16 protein-coding genes and 1 tRNA gene are annotated in these 15,752 nt (G+C 64.4%); 9 read left to right on the top strand and 8 right to left on the bottom strand.

Features of this window, described 5'->3' with window-relative positions; all coding sequences use genetic code 11:
* Positions 1-86 precede the first annotated feature (86 nt).
* The gene (locus tag B208_RS0115720) at positions 87-1,454 is read right to left on the bottom strand and encodes a UDP-N-acetyl glucosamine 2-epimerase (protein WP_007981773.1); all 1,368 of its coding nucleotides are present in this window, start codon (positions 1,452-1,454) and stop codon (positions 87-89) included.
* 108 nt (positions 1,455-1,562) lie between these two features.
* On the opposite strand from B208_RS0115720, the gene B208_RS0115715 reads away from it, so the two are divergent.
* From B208_RS0115715 to B208_RS0115700, 4 genes are read left to right on the top strand one after another with little or no spacing between them, the layout of a single operon-like run.
* The gene (locus tag B208_RS0115715; RefSeq protein WP_007981774.1) at positions 1,563-2,498 is read left to right on the top strand and encodes a DUF4129 domain-containing protein; all 936 of its coding nucleotides are present in this window, start codon (positions 1,563-1,565) and stop codon (positions 2,496-2,498) included.
* On the top strand, positions 2,495-3,064 hold the full coding sequence (locus B208_RS0115710; protein WP_007981775.1) for a DUF7269 family protein: 570 nt from the start codon (positions 2,495-2,497) through the stop codon (positions 3,062-3,064). Before B208_RS0115715 ends, B208_RS0115710 begins: the two co-directional genes overlap by 4 nt.
* A complete protein-coding gene (locus tag B208_RS0115705) occupies positions 3,061-4,335 on the top strand; it encodes a DUF58 domain-containing protein (RefSeq protein WP_007981776.1) in 1,275 nt (424 codons plus the stop codon). The genes B208_RS0115710 and B208_RS0115705 overlap by 4 nt, the downstream gene beginning before the upstream one ends.
* Positions 4,332-4,850, top strand: coding sequence for a DUF7519 family protein (locus B208_RS0115700; protein WP_232423819.1), 519 nt, complete (start codon positions 4,332-4,334; stop codon positions 4,848-4,850). Before B208_RS0115705 ends, B208_RS0115700 begins: the two co-directional genes overlap by 4 nt.
* 20 nt (positions 4,851-4,870) lie before the next feature.
* On the opposite strand, the gene B208_RS0115695 is transcribed toward B208_RS0115700, so the two are convergent.
* A complete protein-coding gene (locus B208_RS0115695) occupies positions 4,871-5,821 on the bottom strand; it encodes an AAA family ATPase (protein WP_007981778.1) in 951 nt (316 codons plus the stop codon).
* A 102-nt stretch (positions 5,822-5,923) separates the two neighbouring features.
* On the opposite strand from B208_RS0115695, the gene B208_RS0115690 reads away from it, so the two are divergent.
* Positions 5,924-6,008, top strand: a tRNA-Ser gene (locus B208_RS0115690).
* A 390-nt stretch (positions 6,009-6,398) separates the two neighbouring features.
* Here B208_RS0115690 and B208_RS0115680 read toward each other — a convergent pair.
* The 3 genes from B208_RS0115680 to B208_RS0115670 all read right to left on the bottom strand — a co-directional run bounded on the left by B208_RS0115680 (position 6,399) and on the right by B208_RS0115670 (position 10,153).
* On the bottom strand, positions 6,399-7,505 hold the full coding sequence (locus B208_RS0115680) for a glycosyltransferase family protein (RefSeq protein ID WP_007981779.1): 1,107 nt from the start codon (positions 7,503-7,505) through the stop codon (positions 6,399-6,401).
* Between the two features lie 70 nt (positions 7,506-7,575).
* A complete protein-coding gene (locus B208_RS0115675) occupies positions 7,576-8,718 on the bottom strand; it encodes an MFS transporter (protein ID WP_007981780.1) in 1,143 nt (380 codons plus the stop codon).
* 91 nt (positions 8,719-8,809) lie between these two features.
* Complete coding sequence (locus tag B208_RS0115670) at positions 8,810-10,153, bottom strand: polysaccharide deacetylase family protein (RefSeq protein WP_007981782.1); 1,344 nt, start codon at positions 10,151-10,153, stop codon at positions 8,810-8,812.
* A gap of 162 nt (positions 10,154-10,315) precedes the next feature.
* Between B208_RS0115670 and B208_RS25010 the strand changes: the two genes are divergently transcribed.
* Positions 10,316-10,483, top strand: a complete 168-nt coding sequence (locus B208_RS25010; RefSeq protein ID WP_303645061.1) for an HVO_0758 family zinc finger protein — start codon at positions 10,316-10,318, stop codon at positions 10,481-10,483.
* 19 nt (positions 10,484-10,502) lie between these two features.
* Here B208_RS25010 and B208_RS0115665 read toward each other — a convergent pair whose 3' ends face one another.
* Positions 10,503-11,591: an aldo/keto reductase gene (locus B208_RS0115665; RefSeq protein WP_007981784.1), complete on the bottom strand. Its 1,089-nt coding sequence runs from the start codon at positions 11,589-11,591 to the stop codon at positions 10,503-10,505.
* A 97-nt stretch (positions 11,592-11,688) separates the two neighbouring features.
* Here B208_RS0115665 and B208_RS0115660 point away from each other — a divergent pair, with 97 nt between their 5' ends.
* On the top strand, positions 11,689-12,672 hold the full coding sequence (locus tag B208_RS0115660) for an NAD-dependent epimerase/dehydratase family protein (RefSeq protein ID WP_007981786.1): 984 nt from the start codon (positions 11,689-11,691) through the stop codon (positions 12,670-12,672).
* 13 nt (positions 12,673-12,685) lie between these two features.
* On the opposite strand, the gene sppA is transcribed toward B208_RS0115660, so the two are convergent.
* Both sppA and B208_RS0115650 read right to left on the bottom strand, forming a co-directional pair.
* Entirely contained in the window at positions 12,686-13,711 is a 1,026-nt protein-coding gene (gene sppA, locus B208_RS0115655) for a signal peptide peptidase SppA (protein WP_007981788.1), read from the bottom strand.
* 54 nt (positions 13,712-13,765) lie between these two features.
* The gene (locus tag B208_RS0115650) at positions 13,766-14,629 is read right to left on the bottom strand and encodes a coiled-coil protein (protein ID WP_007981791.1); all 864 of its coding nucleotides are present in this window, start codon (positions 14,627-14,629) and stop codon (positions 13,766-13,768) included.
* A gap of 413 nt (positions 14,630-15,042) precedes the next feature.
* Between B208_RS0115650 and B208_RS24445 the strand changes: the two genes are divergently transcribed.
* Both B208_RS24445 and B208_RS0115640 read left to right on the top strand, forming a co-directional pair.
* Positions 15,043-15,195, top strand: coding sequence for a hypothetical protein (locus B208_RS24445; protein WP_007981793.1), 153 nt, complete (start codon positions 15,043-15,045; stop codon positions 15,193-15,195).
* A 95-nt stretch (positions 15,196-15,290) separates the two neighbouring features.
* Positions 15,291-15,704, top strand: coding sequence for a DUF371 domain-containing protein (locus tag B208_RS0115640; RefSeq protein WP_026177885.1), 414 nt, complete (start codon positions 15,291-15,293; stop codon positions 15,702-15,704).
* Positions 15,705-15,752 lie beyond the last annotated feature (48 nt).

Raw genomic sequence — 15,752 nt, 5'->3', positions numbered from 1 at the left:
ACGGTTGACCGTTGTGTTACGCCGCGTGTTTCGTCGAATTTGGTCGAATCGGGGTGAACGCTGGCGGGACGGCTTCCCCGATTCGGTTACAGATAGTCGAATTCCTGTCGCCCGCCGTCGAACCCGGCGCGTTCGTGTGCCCACTCGAACGGGTCTTCGTCGCGGCGGTCCCAGAGGAACGAGACGATTTCGTCGCCGACGTCTTCGCCGTAAAGCGACGGTTCCGAGCGCATTCGCTCGCGGAGCGAGTCGTTCCCGTGAACGTGTTCGACCATCCCCTGCATGAACTCGCCCGAAATCGGCGGTACGAGGAGGTTGGAGTTCGCTTCGAACACCGTCTCGGGACGGTCGGTGTTGAATCGCGCGGTCAGACAGACGGCCTCCTCGATGTGGTTGAGTTCCTCCTGCATGCTCCCGGAGTCGGTCAGTTCCGCGAAACACCGCCCGGATTCGAGGAACTCGTAGACGTGTGCGTGACGCTTCCAGAGACCGCTGAAGAAGAAGTTGTCGTGGTCGTCGTCGAGTCGGAGCAGTTTTTCGCGCAGACCGTAGTTTTCGAGCGCCGCCTTGGTGGCGTTGAGTTCCACGAAGTTGACGTTGTACCCCGCCTCGACGAGCCCGATAACCGCGTTCACGATGGCGCGAAACCGGTCGGGAAGGAGGTTCGCCCGACGGTGGACGTCCACGCGAATCCAGTCGTCGCGGCGTTCGAGAATCGGGTAGACGTCGAAGACGCTCTCGCCGTCGCCTCCCTTTTTCATTTCGATGGCGTCCACGACCGAGTTACCCACGACCGGAATCCGCTCTCGACCGTGTACTTCCTCGGGATAGCCTTCGCGGACGAGGTGGTCGCGGTTCAGCGCCGTCGGCGCCAAGTGGTACGTCGCTGCGGCGGACCCGACGAACGTGTCGTACTGCTCCGGGAACGGTTCCGTTCGGTTCAACTCCCAGTCCGCGTTCCACTGCTCTTCGACGAATTCGGCGGGCGTCCCGTACCGCTCGAACGGCGGGGCCATGCTCCGGAGACCGGCTTCGTTGTGGGCGACGCCGCTGTTAGTGGCGAACAGCCACGCCTGCGGGACGATTCCGGCGGCGAGCGTATCGCCGTGGACCACCGGGAGGACGGTGGTGTCCGGGTACGACGCGGCCAGCGCGTCGGCGACCGACTCGATGCGGGTCAGCAACTCCGCCGACTTCTGCGAGAGACCGCCCCGGACGTTCAGGTCGACCGCGATGTGCTCCGCGAGGTCGTACTCGTCGAGTCCGTGACCGAGCAGGTCGTCGTAGTGTTGGCCCGTGTGGAGGACGAAACACGGGACGCCTCGCTCGCGGGCCGCCGCGACGACGGGCGCTTGTTTGTAGAAGTCGGGTTTCGTCGCGGTGACGACGGCCAATACGAAGTCCTCCCCTTCCATCTGTCGGGCGAGACGGTCGTCGTGTATCTCGACATCCATCGAGTTGACCGCTCGTTTCGGTTTGTATATTTCTTGTCATCCTCCGGGACGCCGATGTCCCGGAAAGAAGACAGAAACCCTAAGTTATCAATCCCGCTACTCGGTACCGTGGAACGAGATACCGCCCGCGTCATCGTCATCGCCCTCCTCTGCATCCTCGCCATCGCGTTCGCCGCCGCGACGCTGAACTCCGCCGTGACGGACGGCGGGTCGGGGACCGGTTTGGGCGGCGGTCCCGGTGGCGTCGGAAGTGGCCAGACGAACGGATCGAGTCCCAGCATGGCCGGTGAGGGAGCCCCGGCGATACCGCTCGAATTCCCCTGCTATCCCGTCCTCAACACGGGACCGGTCATCCTGCTCATCCTCGCGGTGTTTCTGGGACTCGTGGCGCTCGCCTACCGGAAGGCGGGGTTTCTCGGCGCATTCGCAATAATCGGGCCGGTCGGCATCCCGACACTGCTCCTACACGCGCTGTTGACGGCGTGCACCGCCCCACCCTTCCAAGGCGCGGGTGGACTCATGGGCGGGAACCGGACCAACTTCTCGCTCCCGAAGGGCGGTACGGGCGGCATCGGAAACGGTGCGACGAACGTGACCACACCGTCGGTGCTGATGTTCCTCGTCCTCGGCGTCGCGCTGGTCGGTGCCGTCGCCCTCCTCGTTCGGAGTTCGAGCGGCGACCAGGAGACGACGCCGGAGGTCGAAGCCCTCGACGAAAGCGACGAGGACATCGCGGCCGTCGGGCGGGCGGCGGGCGAGGCGGCCGACCGAATCGAATCCGAATCGAGCGTCGAAAACGAGGTGTATCGAGCGTGGCGCGAGATGACCGAGTATCTGAACGTCTCCTCGCCGGAATCGAGCACCCCGGGCGAATTCGCCGCGGCCGCCGTGGACGCGGGGATGGCCCGTGACGACGTGACCGAACTGACGAGCGTCTTCGAGGAGGTCAGGTACGGCGGACAGGACGCCAGCGACGACCACGAACGGCGTGCGGTCGATGCGCTCCGCCGCATCGAGCGAACGTACGCGGAGGACGACGAATGAACGTTCGGTCGGTCGTTACGGCGGTCGGAGTCCTCGCCGTCGGATGGGGGCTGGCGGTCGTCTTCGCGCCCGGGTTGGCGACGCTCTTCCCGCTTCGGGACCTGTTCGTGAAGTTCGTCGGACTGCTCGCGTTCGTACAGGGGCTTCGCGTCGTCCAGTCCCGACGGCACACCGACATCGACGGGACCGACACCGGCGACCCCGAGACGAACGTGACGCTTCCGATACCCGGGCAGGAGTTCGACGAGCGACTTCGGTCGGTTCACTCGGGACCGCGAAAACGACGGTTCCGGTCGCGGAAGGAACTCAGGGAACGTCTCGAAAGCGCGCTGGTCGAAGCCATCGTTCAGCGCGAAGGCTGTTCGGACGACGGCGCACGGACGCGCATCGAGACGGGGGAGTGGACGGACGACCCCGAGGCCGCCGCGTTCGTCGCCGGGCAACCCGCACCGCGGCGGTCGTGGCGCGAGTGGCTCCGCCAGTCGTTCGGCAGCGAGACGGCGTTCCAACACCGTGCACGGCGGTCAGCCCGTGCCGTCGCCCGGTACGTGGAGGAGGGACGATGAACGTCGTCCGCGAGACCAACCGGTGGCACGGCGTGAGCGCCATGGCGCTGCTCGCGGCCGGTGTCGGCGTGTTCACCGAGAGCCCGGTCACGCTCCTCGTCGGCGTGGTCGGCGTCGCCTTCGCGGCGTACGCTCGGACCGCGACGCCGCCGTCGACCGACTTCGAGTTGACGCGCACCGTGGCCGAGTCGGCTCTCGGACCCGGAGACGAAACGACCGTGGAGGTGACGGTCGAGAACGTCGGCGAGACGACCGCGCCGGACCTCAGAATCGTGGACGGCGTTCCGGACGGACTCCGCGTGACGGCGGGGTCGCCCAGAATCGGGACGGCGCTCCGCCCCGGCAAACGAGCCACGTTCAGTTACACCCTCGAAGCGGTTCGCGGCGACCACGTTTTCGGCCCGGCACAGGCCATCGCCCGAGACTTCAGCGGCGCTGTCGAACGCGAGTTCGAACTCGAAGACGAGACGACCATCACCTGCACACCCCGACTTCAATCGACGGCCGACGACGTTCCGCTCCGCGAACAGACGATTCGACACGTCGGACAGGTCACCACCCGAGAGGGCGGCACGGGCGTCGAATTCTTCGCCACACGGGACTACCGGCCGGGCGACCCGCTCTCGCGCATCGACTGGAAGCGCAAGGCCCGCACCGGCGAACTGACGACCGTCGAGTTCCGCGAGGAGCGAACCGCGACCGTCGTGCTCCTCGTTGACGTTCGGGAACAAGCGTACCTGACGGCGGCGACGGAGGACCCGAGTGCGGTCGAGCACTCGATCCGCGCCGCCGGGGACGCGTTCAGCGCCCTGCTCGACAACGGGGATAGGGTCGGCATCGCGGCGCTCGGCCCGGAGGAGGCGTGGCTCGCACCCGGCACCGGCGAAACCCACCGCGCCGAAGCGCGGAACCTCCTCTCGCACGCGGCCGCGTTCGCCCAGAGGCCGCCGGACGAGATGTTTTACTCCACGGTGAAACTGCGCTGGCTTCGGCGGCGGTTGCCGAGCGACGCGCAGGTGGTATATCTCTCGCCGCTCTGTGACCGGTTCGCTCCGGAGGTGGCGCGGCGACTCGACGCCATGGGCCACCCCGTAACCGTCATCAGTCCGAATCCGACGACGGACGAGACGACGGGACAGCGACTCGCACGGGCGGAACGAACACAGCGCATCACGTCGCTCCGCGCCGGAGGTGTTCGGGTCGTGGACTGGAACCCCGACGACCCCCTCGGCGTAACGCTGGCGAAGATGAACAGGCGGTGGGCGCGATGAGCGGAACGGAAATGCGGGACGGGACCATCGACCGCTCGCCAGCGCGAGTGAGTCAACTGCTCTCCGTCATCGCCGCGTCCGTCGCGGTCGGCGCGAGCGCGCTGTTCGGCGGCGTCGGCGCGCTCGGCGGCATCCTCGGCCTGCTGTTCGTCACCGTGGGCGTCGTCCGGGGAAGCCGTCGCTCCGTCACCATCGGCAGTTTCGTCCTCCTGCTCGGGATTCTGGCGGGAAGCCTCGTCGCCGCACCCCCCGAACTTCTGATTCCCGGCGCGATAGCGACCGTCCTCGCGTGGGACTTCGGCGAACAGGCCATCAACGTCGGCGAGCAGTTGGGCCGGGAGGCGGACACCCAAACCCTCGAAGTCATGCACGCCGCGTCGAGCGCGGTCATCGGCATCACGGCGGGCGTCGTCGGCTACGGCATGTATCTGGCCGGAAGCGGCGGCAGGCCCGTGACCGCGCTGGTGTTCCTGCTGATCGCGGTGCTGGCGCTCACGTCGGCGTTGCGGGCGTGAAACGGAAGAAGAACTATTTTCTACTCGACCGTCGGCACGGGAACGCTGTCCAGCACCGACTCGACGATTTCGTCCTTTCGCGCGTTGTTCACCTTCGCGTCCGGCGTGAGGACGACGCGGTGGGCCAGCACGGGGAAGGCGACGCGTTTCACGTCGTCGGGGGTGACGAAATCGCGGCCCTGCATGGCGGCGCGGGCGCGGGCCGCCTCGAAGAGGCGCTGGGTCCCGCGGGGGGAGACGCCGACCTCGACGCGGCGGTCGTCACGCGTTCCGCGGGCGATGGCGGCCATGTATTCGAGCAGGTCTTCCTCGACGCGAACCGTCTCGGGGACCGATTGGAGGTCGGTGACGAGTTGGTTGTCGAGGACGGTTTCGACGGACGGGCTCTGGCTGTCGCGGGCCGCACGCCGCCGGAGGAGTTCGATTTCGCCGTCGAGTTCCGGGTAGCCGAGGCTGGTCTTCACGGCGAAGCGGTCCACCTGCGCCTCGGGGAGCGGGAAGGTCCCCTCCTGTTCGACGGGGTTCTGCGTGGCGATGACGAAGAACGGTTTCGGCAGTTCTCGGGTGTCGCCGTCCACCGTCACCTGTCGTTCCTCCATGGCTTCCAAGAGCGCGGCCTGGGTCTTCGGCGGCGCGCGGTTGATTTCGTCGGCGAGGACGACGTTGGCGAAGATGGGGCCTTCGTTGAACTCGAACTCCCGGTCCTGTTCGTTGAACACGTGCGTCCCCGTCACGTCGGCCGGGAGGAGGTCAGGGGTGAACTGCACGCGGCTAAACGAGAGGCCGAGCGCGGAGGCGAAGCTCCGCGCGGTGAGGGTCTTTCCGGTTCCGGGCACGTCCTCCAGGAGAACGTGGCCTTGCGCCATGACGCCGAGGAGGACTGTTTCGAGGAATTCGCGGTCGGCAATGACGGCAGTTCCTATCGCGTCGAGGACGGAATCTGCCTTGGTGTTCGCGTCTGTAACGTCCATGAAATATCACGCAACGGCCATCGATTTTAATGTGGTGGTCGTCTGGGTTTGCGTGACGAAAATCGAAACCCATAAACCGGAAAACGCGGTACTGGAAAGTGAGCCGAGATAGCCTAGCCCGGCCAAGGCGGCAGATTCGAAATCTGCTGTCCTCACGGACACGGGAGTTCAAATCTCCCTCTCGGCGTCATTCTCCGAACGTAACCGACCGAGAGTCGCGGCTCTCGGTCACGTGTGAGGAGATGACGGTTGATGGGTTTGAACGACGGAAGAGGCAGTCTCACGAGCGAAGCGAGTGAGGAAGCGTCTTCAGGTGGTTCAAATCTCCCTCTCGGCGTATTTTCACGAGCAAAACGGCGAGCATCGCGTAGCGTGTGCTCGCCACGACGCGAGTGGGGGAATACTCGTCGTTTTCCTCCCTTATCACTCGTTCAATCGTTGACTCAGACTTCGAAAATCGACACGAGCCTCCGGGCGGCGTGCCCTCCGGCTCGTCCCAGCGCCGGGGCAGTTTTTCACTTCGAGCTTTGCCACTCCCGCACGGCATTTCACGTCCAAAATGAGAAATCCCGCCGCGTCAGTGGCGGCGTTCGGAGAGTATCGGGCGGGCGGCCTCCAGAACCTCGCCGGGGTCGATGTCGGTGTCGTCCCACGCCGGGAGGACGGCGTGGCGGTCGTGGTCGTCCGGGGGTCGAACGGCGTCGGCGTACGTCTCGACCTGTTCCCGCTCGGCCGCCGAATCGTAGTCGAGGCCGTTGAACTCGGCGTCGGCGGCGTACTGCCGGACGAACCGGCGCGCGGTGTCGCGGTAGCGCTCGGGGAGCGTTTCGTACTCGGGCGTGACGCCGTGGGCCTCACAGACGCGAAAGAGGGCACTGCCGACGCCCTCGCTCATCGTGGAGAGGCCGCCCGGTCCGGCCACGCCGCGGTGGTCGTGTTCGTAGCGGCCGAGGTCCACCTGTGCGCTCCCGTCGAATCCGGCGTGTTCGAACGCGCCGCCGAGGGTGCCGACCTCCAAGCCCCAGTCGCGTTCGACGCGCATGCCCGCGGCGAGGTCGGCGGTCATGCCGAACTCGCCAGCCAGCGCGTAGCGAAACGCGGCGAGGTAGTCGAGGATTCGTCCGTCGTCGGCGCGGCGCAACGTTCGAACCAGCGGCGCGTAGAACAGGCGAAACAGCCGACCGTAGAACCGATTCTCCTCGACGCGGGCGTAGTAGCCCTTCGTGAACGAGAAGCCGCGGTCGAGCGGGGCGAGCAGTCGCGGCACGACGGACGAATCGTAGGTCTTCGTGTCGGCGTCGTGGCAGACGACGAACTCGGAATCGGCCGCAGCGACGCCGAGGGCCAGCCACACGTCCCGGCCTTTGCCCGCCGGTCCCGTCAGACCGTGGTCGTCGAGCAGCGCCTCGACGCGCGGACTGGAACACCAGAGGACGGAGAGCGGCACGTCGAAGGCCGAAAGCCAGTCGTACATCGGCCCGACCGCATCGTGCGGCGCGCGGAGCGGAACGACGACGCGGTTCGGCGAAACCGTTTCGAGCGCCGACAGGACGCGTTCGGCCGTCCGCGACTCGAACTCGCGGTCGGTCATCGGGACGACGACCGCGGTGCGGTTGGTCGGAGCGTCGGGAATCCGGCCGGTCAGGTCGTGGAGCGTCGTCACCTGCTCCTGCACGTACTCCATTGGCGTTGGCTTCGGTGAGGGGAAAGAAAAAGGGCGTGGAGTCGGCAGACGCGTGTGATTGACCGCGGGGTTAGCTCGTCACCGCCGTGGCCGGAAGTCGGTTGGCACGGTGCAGGACGAACAGCACCGCCAGAATCGCCAGCAGGCCGACGGCGAACGTTCGGAAGACGGTATCGAAAAGGTATCCGGCGTCCAACAGCGCGCCGACGACCGAACTCCCCCCGGCCTGCCCGATCATGGCGAGGCCGCTGTACATCGCGTAGGCGCTGGCTCGATTCTCGTCCGGAAGGGAGTCGAGGAGGTAGGTGTCGAGCGCGGGGAACAGGCTGTGGATGACGTAGCCGAGGGCGAGCGAGACGGCGACGATGGCCGCGAGACCCTGTGCGGCCGTCAGTCCGAGGAGACAGACGATGAAGCCGCCGAGGATGGACAACATGAGCGGGACGTGTGGCAACCTGTCGGCAAGTCGCCCGGTGAACCAGAACGCGGGGACGCCCGCCGCGAAGACGACCGTCAGTAGGGTGCGGGCGGTTTCCGGCGATAGCCCCTTCGTCTGGTGGAGATAGCTCGGGTAGAAGTTGAACAACCCGTTCCAGACGAACCCGGTCGCGCCGATGATGGCGACGCCGCTCAAGATGATGGGCCACTGGCGACGGAACGCGGTGACGAACTCGCGGTCGGTGGCACCCGCGTCGGGAAGGTCGGTTCGGCGCGCGACCACGAAGAAGACGACGGTCACGGCCGCGGCGACGGCCGCGAGCAACTTGAGAACGCCCCGCCAGCCGACGACCGTCAGCATCACGCCGACGAAGACGGGTGCGATGGCGGCCGCGAGTTGGCTCGCCGTCCCGTGGATGCCGATAGCCCGCCCCACGCGGTCGGGGTACAGTTCGCTCACGAGCGGGTTCGCGGCGATGAAATACACCGCACTGGAGACGCCCATCGTGAACGCGCCGACCGCGAGGAGCGGAACGGAGGGCGCAAAGGCGGTGAATCCGGCGGCGGCGGTCAACACGATGCCAGCGCCGAGAACGGCGCGGTGGCGCTCGACTCGGGTGAGGAGGTATCCAGTCGGAATTCGGGGGAGCGCGCTCCCGAGCCAGACGAGCGTGGCGATGAGCCCGACGGTGGCGTTACTGACGAGGAATTCGTGTTTGAGCGGTTCGAGCAACGGCGCGAACATCACACGAGCGAAGTTGACCAGAAAGACCATCGAGCTGAGTGATGCAAAGAGGCGTCCCCGGGACACGCGAATCTCTTTATCGAGAGGGTAATCAAACCTTCCGAAACGGGCAAAGAGAGTCTTACGGTGCGGTATTCGTTCGCATTCCCCAGAGGTCGGAGAACGTGATGACCTCGACGCCAGCGATTCCGTCGATGTGCGAGAGGAGTTTCCCGTAGTCCGAGATGGACATCGTGTTGCTGCTCTCGAAGTCGTGAAAGTTCAGGATGCCGCAATTTCGATACGTTGCGACGTTATCGACGACCGTCTTCGAAATCTCCAAATCGTTGCCGATGGTCCGGGGGAGGACGAGCGGGTCGAACCCGCAGACGCCGGTCGTGTTGACGTTCCCCGACTGGTTCATCCCGCCCATGTAGTGATAGTTCGAAACGACGTCGAGCGCCGTCTCGTCGAAGTTGTTTCCGGGATAGACGATGAAGTCCGCACCCGAAAACTCGTGGTCGATGAGCCACTGTTTGTGTGTTTCGAGGATTCCGTCGAGTTTCGACGCCGACGTCTCGGAGAACGGGAACTGGCTGCTCCCGTGTGCGACCACTTCGTCGCCCTTCGATTCCCGTTCTTTCAACTCTTCGAGCGACATGAACGCGTCGCGTTTCAATCCCGCGAGGTTCGGTGGGTGGGTGAGCACGGCGGGGTAACCGTATTCGTCGTGGAGCGGCGCGGCGTTCTCGTAGTAGCTCCGCTTGCCGTCGTCCCAACTGAGGATGACGTACCCTTTGTCGGGTTTCGGATGGAATCGCACGTCGTCCACCCACGCTTTCACGTCGTCCGCCGTCCCGTTGGTGACCTGTAGCAGTATTCGGTCGATGGTGCGCAAGTCGAGTTTTTCGTCGGCTTCGAAGACGCCGGGGCAGGTTCGGAACCAGCCGATGTCTGGGGGTCGATAGGAGATATCCCGGAGTTCCAACGCGGCTTTGTTTCCGTCAGTGTCCACCAGATACACGTAGAAGCCGATTTTCGAGGGCGTCGTCGTTCGGATCATGGCCGACACGTCGCGGTCGGTGAAATTCATCGTCCCGGACAACCGGCGTTCGATGATGACGTGATGACCGCCCCGCCCGACCAATCGAAGGCTCTGCGAACCGGTGTGCTTCGTCTTCGAATCCGGCGTCATCTCGCCTTCCAACGACCGCCAACGGGCCGGGTCTTCGAACGTCTCGAAACTCGTTCCCGGCGAAGCGAACCGCTTCCGACTGTCGTATTTCGTGTGAAGGGAGGACGGTTGTTCCGTGGTCGTCGTCTCGGTCGAAGCGGTCGTGGCGGTCGATTCGCTCGTCCCGGACGATGTGGGCGGGGAACTCGTGTGCTCGGTCGTGTCTCCGGTGCCGTCGTTGGAACACCCAGCGAGAAAGCCGATTAAACCGGTACCGGAGAGGTGGAGGAGGCGGCGGCGGGTTCTATTCATCTAAGATATACAATTTGAAAAACAGCAATAAATGTTTGTTGGCCTGATTTTAGTATGTACAATGATAACTGTTATCAAAAAGAAACACAATCGTTTCCCTCGACCCGACGAAGGTCGATTTCGTCGGTGCGTATATGTCACTCCGTGGTGTATGTTGTCTCGATGCAATCAGTTCGAAGCGGTCTGCGAAAGGGAGAGGTCGAGAAGGACACGTACGGTCGTCTCTCGTGTTCAGACTGCGGAGAATCGCTGAAAACGCGAAACGACCCGGACGAGGTGTACTCGGTTCGTTTATGCCAGAACTGTGATGGTAAGTGGAAAGTGCTGTAGGTCGGACTGTTCGACGCCCTCACTCGAAAACGGCATCGAAGGCGTTCGCACCCATCGGGTCGAAGCGCCCCGCGTCGAGGTTCTCCTGAACGTGCTCGCTCGTGCTCGCACCGACGAGCGAACTGGTTACGCCGGGCGCGCTCCGCGCGAAGTTGATGGCTCGCTGTGCGGTCGTCTCACCGGCGAGCTGTTCGGCGACTTCCTCCGGCATCTCCGCCGCGAGGTCTCCTTGCGCGATGCTCGCGCTGGTGACGACGTTCAACCCCGCCTCGTGGGCGAAGCGGAGCGCACTCTGTTTTCCGTCGGGACCGTCCTGTGACTCGACGGTGAACGCGTCGGCCATGACGACGTTGAACGGAAGTTGAATCACGCGGAAGTGGGTCCTCGTGTTCTCGGCGGCTTTCGCGGCGCTTCGAGCGCGGGAGACGACCTCGCGGAGCGAGAGGTAGTCGTCGTGGCTCTCCGGGACGCGGAAGGCGTTCCACGTCGCCACGCCGTAGTGACGGATGTCACCGGCGGCGGCGCGCTCTTCGAGTCGGGCGAACGTCGCTTCGAGTCGGTCGTACACCTCCTCGTGCGAGTTGGAGTAGAGCTGTGTTTCCGGGTTGTGGACGTAGTAGCAGTCGATGGTGTCGAGTCCGAGGTTGTCGAGCGACCGGTCCAGTTGGTCGTCGATGTAGTCCGGCGCGAGACAGTGACTCCCGCGAACCAGGTCGTCCGAATCGACGAGGCCGGTGTCCACGAACTCGCGTTTGACGTACTTCCCCGGTTCGTCCGGTCGCTCGCCGTCGAAGGGAACGAACCCGCCCTTGGTCGAGACGAAGACGGCATCCCGGTCCACGTCGGCGTCGGCGAGCGCCTCCCCGACGACGCGCTCGCTCCGCTGACACCGGTAGTTGATGGCGGTATCGACCATGTTGATACCCCCCTCGACCGCCGTCGTGATCGCGTCGTAGTAGTCCTCGTCCACCGCGTCGGTTGGGTCGCCGAGGTACGTCCCGATACCGATGGACGAAACGGCGAAGTCGCCGAGCTGCCGGAAGTACGTCCGCCCGAAGTCCTCTCCGTGTTCGGTTCGATAGCCGTGTGTTCCCGATTCGGTCGCCATGCATCGTGCTAGTCGGGAGAGCGATAAAAGACCGTGGCATTCGCACGTCGGACGCTGGTTCCTGTAGGTTTATCGTCCCTTCGTCCGCATCGACCCCATGACACGAGCACTGCTCGTCGGCGGAACGCGGTTCATGGGCCGACACACGGTCGAGGAACTGCTGACCCACGGCTACGAGGTGACGACGTTCACCCGCGGCGAATCCGGAACTCCGTTCGCCGACCGCGACGGCGTAACGCACTTCGAAGGGAACCGAAACGACCGAGAGGCGCTCGAAGCGGCCCGGAACGAGGTCGAACCGAACGTCGTTATCGACTTCTGCGTCATGCATCCCCGGCAGATAGCGGCCGCCACCGAAATCTTCGCCGATGCGGACGCCTACGTCTACGTCTCCAGCGGCAGCGCGTACGCCGAACAGCCGATTCCGACGCGCGAGGACGCGACGCTTCACGACTGCACCCAAGAACAAGCCGACGACGAATCGATGGAGAGCTACGGCCCGCGAAAGGCCGAGTGCGACCGCGTGTGTTTTGCCGCCGCCGCGGACGGCGTGAACGCGATGGTCGTCCGTCCCATGCTCGTCTACGGCCCGTACGACTACACCGAGCGATACGACTACTGGCTCCACCGCGTGGCGGAATACGACCGGGTTCTCGTGCCGGGCGACGGCGACAGCCTCCTGCACCGCGCCTACGCGCTCGACGGTGCCCGCGCCCTCAGAATCGTCGCGGAACGCGGCACACCCGGCGAGGCGTATAACCTCGCCGACTGCGAAACGATGTCCCTCGGTACGTCCCTCGAACTCGCGGCCGAGGCGCTCGATACCGAGGTCGAACTGGTCCACGCGAGCGAACGAGAGTTGGCAAAACACGACGTGTCGTCCCTCGACTTCCCGCTCTACGCACCGACGCCGCACCTCGTCTCGACTGAAAAGCTCGCTTCCCTCGGATGGGAATCGACGCCGCTGTCCGAAGCCGTCGCCAAAACAGTCGAGGAGCACCTCGAATCCGACCGTACGGGGGAGGAAATCGGCCCGAACCGCGGGACAGAAGAGACGATTATCGCCGACCTGACGGACTGATACCCGCTATCGGCTATCGAGCCCGGAACTCGAACCCTTCCACGTCCCCCTTCTCGTCGCCGACCACGCTCGCGATGCCCGCACCGAACGAGTAGGCGATTCCGCGCGCGCCGAGGTTCAGCCGCCGTCGCAACGGCTGGCTGGGTTCGAACTCCCGTACCGACACCTCCGGGACGCCCAACCGCTCGGCGAGACGCGCCTCCACGTCCTCGCGCGTGCCGAGTTCGTCCACGAGACCGATGCGCTCCGCGTCGTCGCCGAGGTACACCCGCGCCTCCGTCTCGCGGACCGTCTCGGGGTCGAGGTCGCGCCCCGTCGTCACGCGCTCGACGAAATCGTCGTACATGCCGTCGATGATGCCCTGTAAGTAGTCGCGCTCGTCGCCGTCCAACTCCTTCAGCGGGATGCCCGCATCCTTGTACTTACCCGCCGCCAACCGTTCGTAGGAGAGGCCGACCCGCTCCGCCAGTTCGGCGGCGTTCACCCGCGAGCCGATGACCCCGATGCTGCCGACGAGACTGGCCTCGCGGGCGAACAGTTCGTCACAGCCGCTCGCTATCCAGTAGCCACCGCTCGCGCACACGTCGGTCGCGTAGGCCACGGTCGGCCCGTCGAACCGCTCCGCCGCGAGACGGATGTCCTCGCTCGGGACGACCTCGCCGCCGGGCGTGTTCAACCGCAACAACAGCCCGTTCGCGTTCTCGTCGTCGTTGGCGCGGTCGATTTGCGTCACGATGTCGTCCGTCGAAGTCCCGGCCGGAGAAGGAATCGACCCGCCGCCGTCCCGCCGTATCGGGCCTTCGACGGCGACCTCCGCCACGTCGTACGATGGGAACCGCTGGGCGGCGACGCGGGCGGCGGCCCGTGCGCCAATCACACCCGCCAGCAACACGAGCAGAATCCCCAGCAGTTCCACGAGCGATGTCGGATAGACGAGAAACAGCCACCACGCGACCGCCACCGTTAGCACTGTTCCGATGAAAACGATTGCGAGCCGTCGCCCGCGGCCACCACTGTCGGCCGAGCGTCCGCTTGCCATACCCGGTATCAGGTGGGCGACGGCGTTAAAAGTTCGCTCGCAAAGGTTCGCAGATTATAGCAGACCGGTCTTCTGGAGCTTCATGAGGTCCTCGGTGTCGAGGGTCTCTCCTTCCTTGAACTGCTGGTAGATCTCCTCGGCCTCGGCCTTGGCCTCTTCTCGCTCCTTGGCCTTCTCGGACTTGCGCTCTTTCTCCTCTTTCTTGTCGAGTTCGCGGAGGCGTTTTTGGACGCGGACGAAATCCTCGTGGTGCTGGTCGGCGGCTTCCTGCGCTTCCACGAAGTTCTCGTGCATCTCGTCGGCGTCGTCACGGATGTCGTCGGCCTCGCGGTAGGCCTCGATCATCTTGTTGTGGTGCTGCTGGGCCTGATCCGCGAGTTCCGTCACCTTCTCGTGGTGCGTGCTCGCTTCGGCGCGAACTTCTTCGGCCTCTTCGACGAGTTCCTCGAGGTCGTCGCTCTGGTCGAGCTTTTCCTTGCGGCTCTGGTACTCGTCGCGCTTGGCCTCGATCTTCTCGATGAGTTCGCGCTCGTCCTCGGTGGAGAGAACTTCCGTCTGCTGTTTGAACTCAAGCTCTTCGATTTCCTTCTTGAGCTGCTCCAAATCCTTTCCCTCGTCCAGTTCGAGGTCGGATTTTCGCTGTTCAACGCGGTCGAACAACTCGTTCGCCTCGGCGTTGAGTTCGTTGCGCTTCTTTTTGTGTTCCTGAACCTGTTCGTTCAGTTTGTCACGCTGCTCTCGGTGTTCTTGCGCCTCGTCCACCTTCTCACGCGTCTTCGCGTTTAGTTCGTCGCGTTTGGACGCGCGCTTGCTCGCTTGCTGATTCAGCTCGTTCCGTCGGTCTCGGAGCTGTCCTGCGAGTTTAATGAGTTCACCTTTCGACTTGTTCTGAAGATCCTCTTCTGTTACGCTTACCATTCTTAGTTAAACCTCGGTTCCTCCCGCTCCGGCGGATAAGAGCATCGCTACTCTTCTATGAGTACCAACCAGCCGATGACAATATTCCCATATCATTGGTTGACGCGCGGTGCTACCGTGACGCCGGAAGCGTTCAGGTATTACGAAGTATTCGACATAGCTATTTAAATGTTGTGCCCTCGAATTATGTGGAAACGCCTAGCACACGCCCCGTACGCCGTGGAAACGGTTGACACACGTGTCCGTGCGAGTTTATAAATGGTCGGTGGCGTATGCAAGCGACGATGCGGGGGAATAGAGGAGGCAGGAGTTGGTATCGGAGTAAAACGCACCGGAGAAATCCTGTTCCGGCTATTTTCACTTTCACTCCGGACACGGGTCGATTTAACATAGATGGCGGAACGAAATCGGATATGATCGAGACGCTCCGCTGTACGTGTGAAGCCGCCGAGTGTGACCGCGAACTCGACGAATCCCAGCGCATGCTGACGATGGAGACGAGCGCCGGAATCCGCCACGCGTACGAGTGCGAATGCGGCGCGGTGACGGTGACCGTCGTTCGGTGACGGTGGTCGTCGGGCGATGCGGGCGACCGCCATCCGAGAATCACGACACCATCGAAATGGCGACGCTGAAGTGTCCCCCGCGGAAAGCCGACGCCATGAAGGAGACGATTCACGCGCGCGGCCACGAGAACGTGTCCGGCCGCCACGCCAGCACGTTCGAAATCACGACCGACGATTTCCTCACGCCCGCGGGCGACTGCATCCTCGCCATCGAGGCCGACCGCGCGCCCGCCGACTTCGACCCCGACTTCGTGGACGCCTGCCGGGACGAGGACGCCACCATCACCGTGACCGTCGAAGCGGGCGACCACGCCGAAACCGTCACCGGCCGCGGCCATCCCGACCTCGAATTCGACAGCGACCGAAGCATGGTCGGGCGCACCAGCGACTACGTGGACGAACGGACGTTCGTCGTCGGTTGTGAGTTCGCCGCCGAAGGGTTCGACCGCGACCTCGTGAACGCGCTGGCGGACGGCGCGGAGGCCGTCGTCACCGTCGAAGTCGAGTAGCCGCTCGCCCGACGGCCCGATGGTTTTTCTTCGATTGCGCACCGAGAC

This window comes from Haladaptatus paucihalophilus DX253, assembly GCF_000376445.1.
In the GTDB taxonomy this organism is placed as follows: domain Archaea; phylum Halobacteriota; class Halobacteria; order Halobacteriales; family Haladaptataceae; genus Haladaptatus; species Haladaptatus paucihalophilus.
Note: the sequence above shows the minus strand (reverse complement) of the source record. Positions and strands in the feature narration are given on the sequence as shown.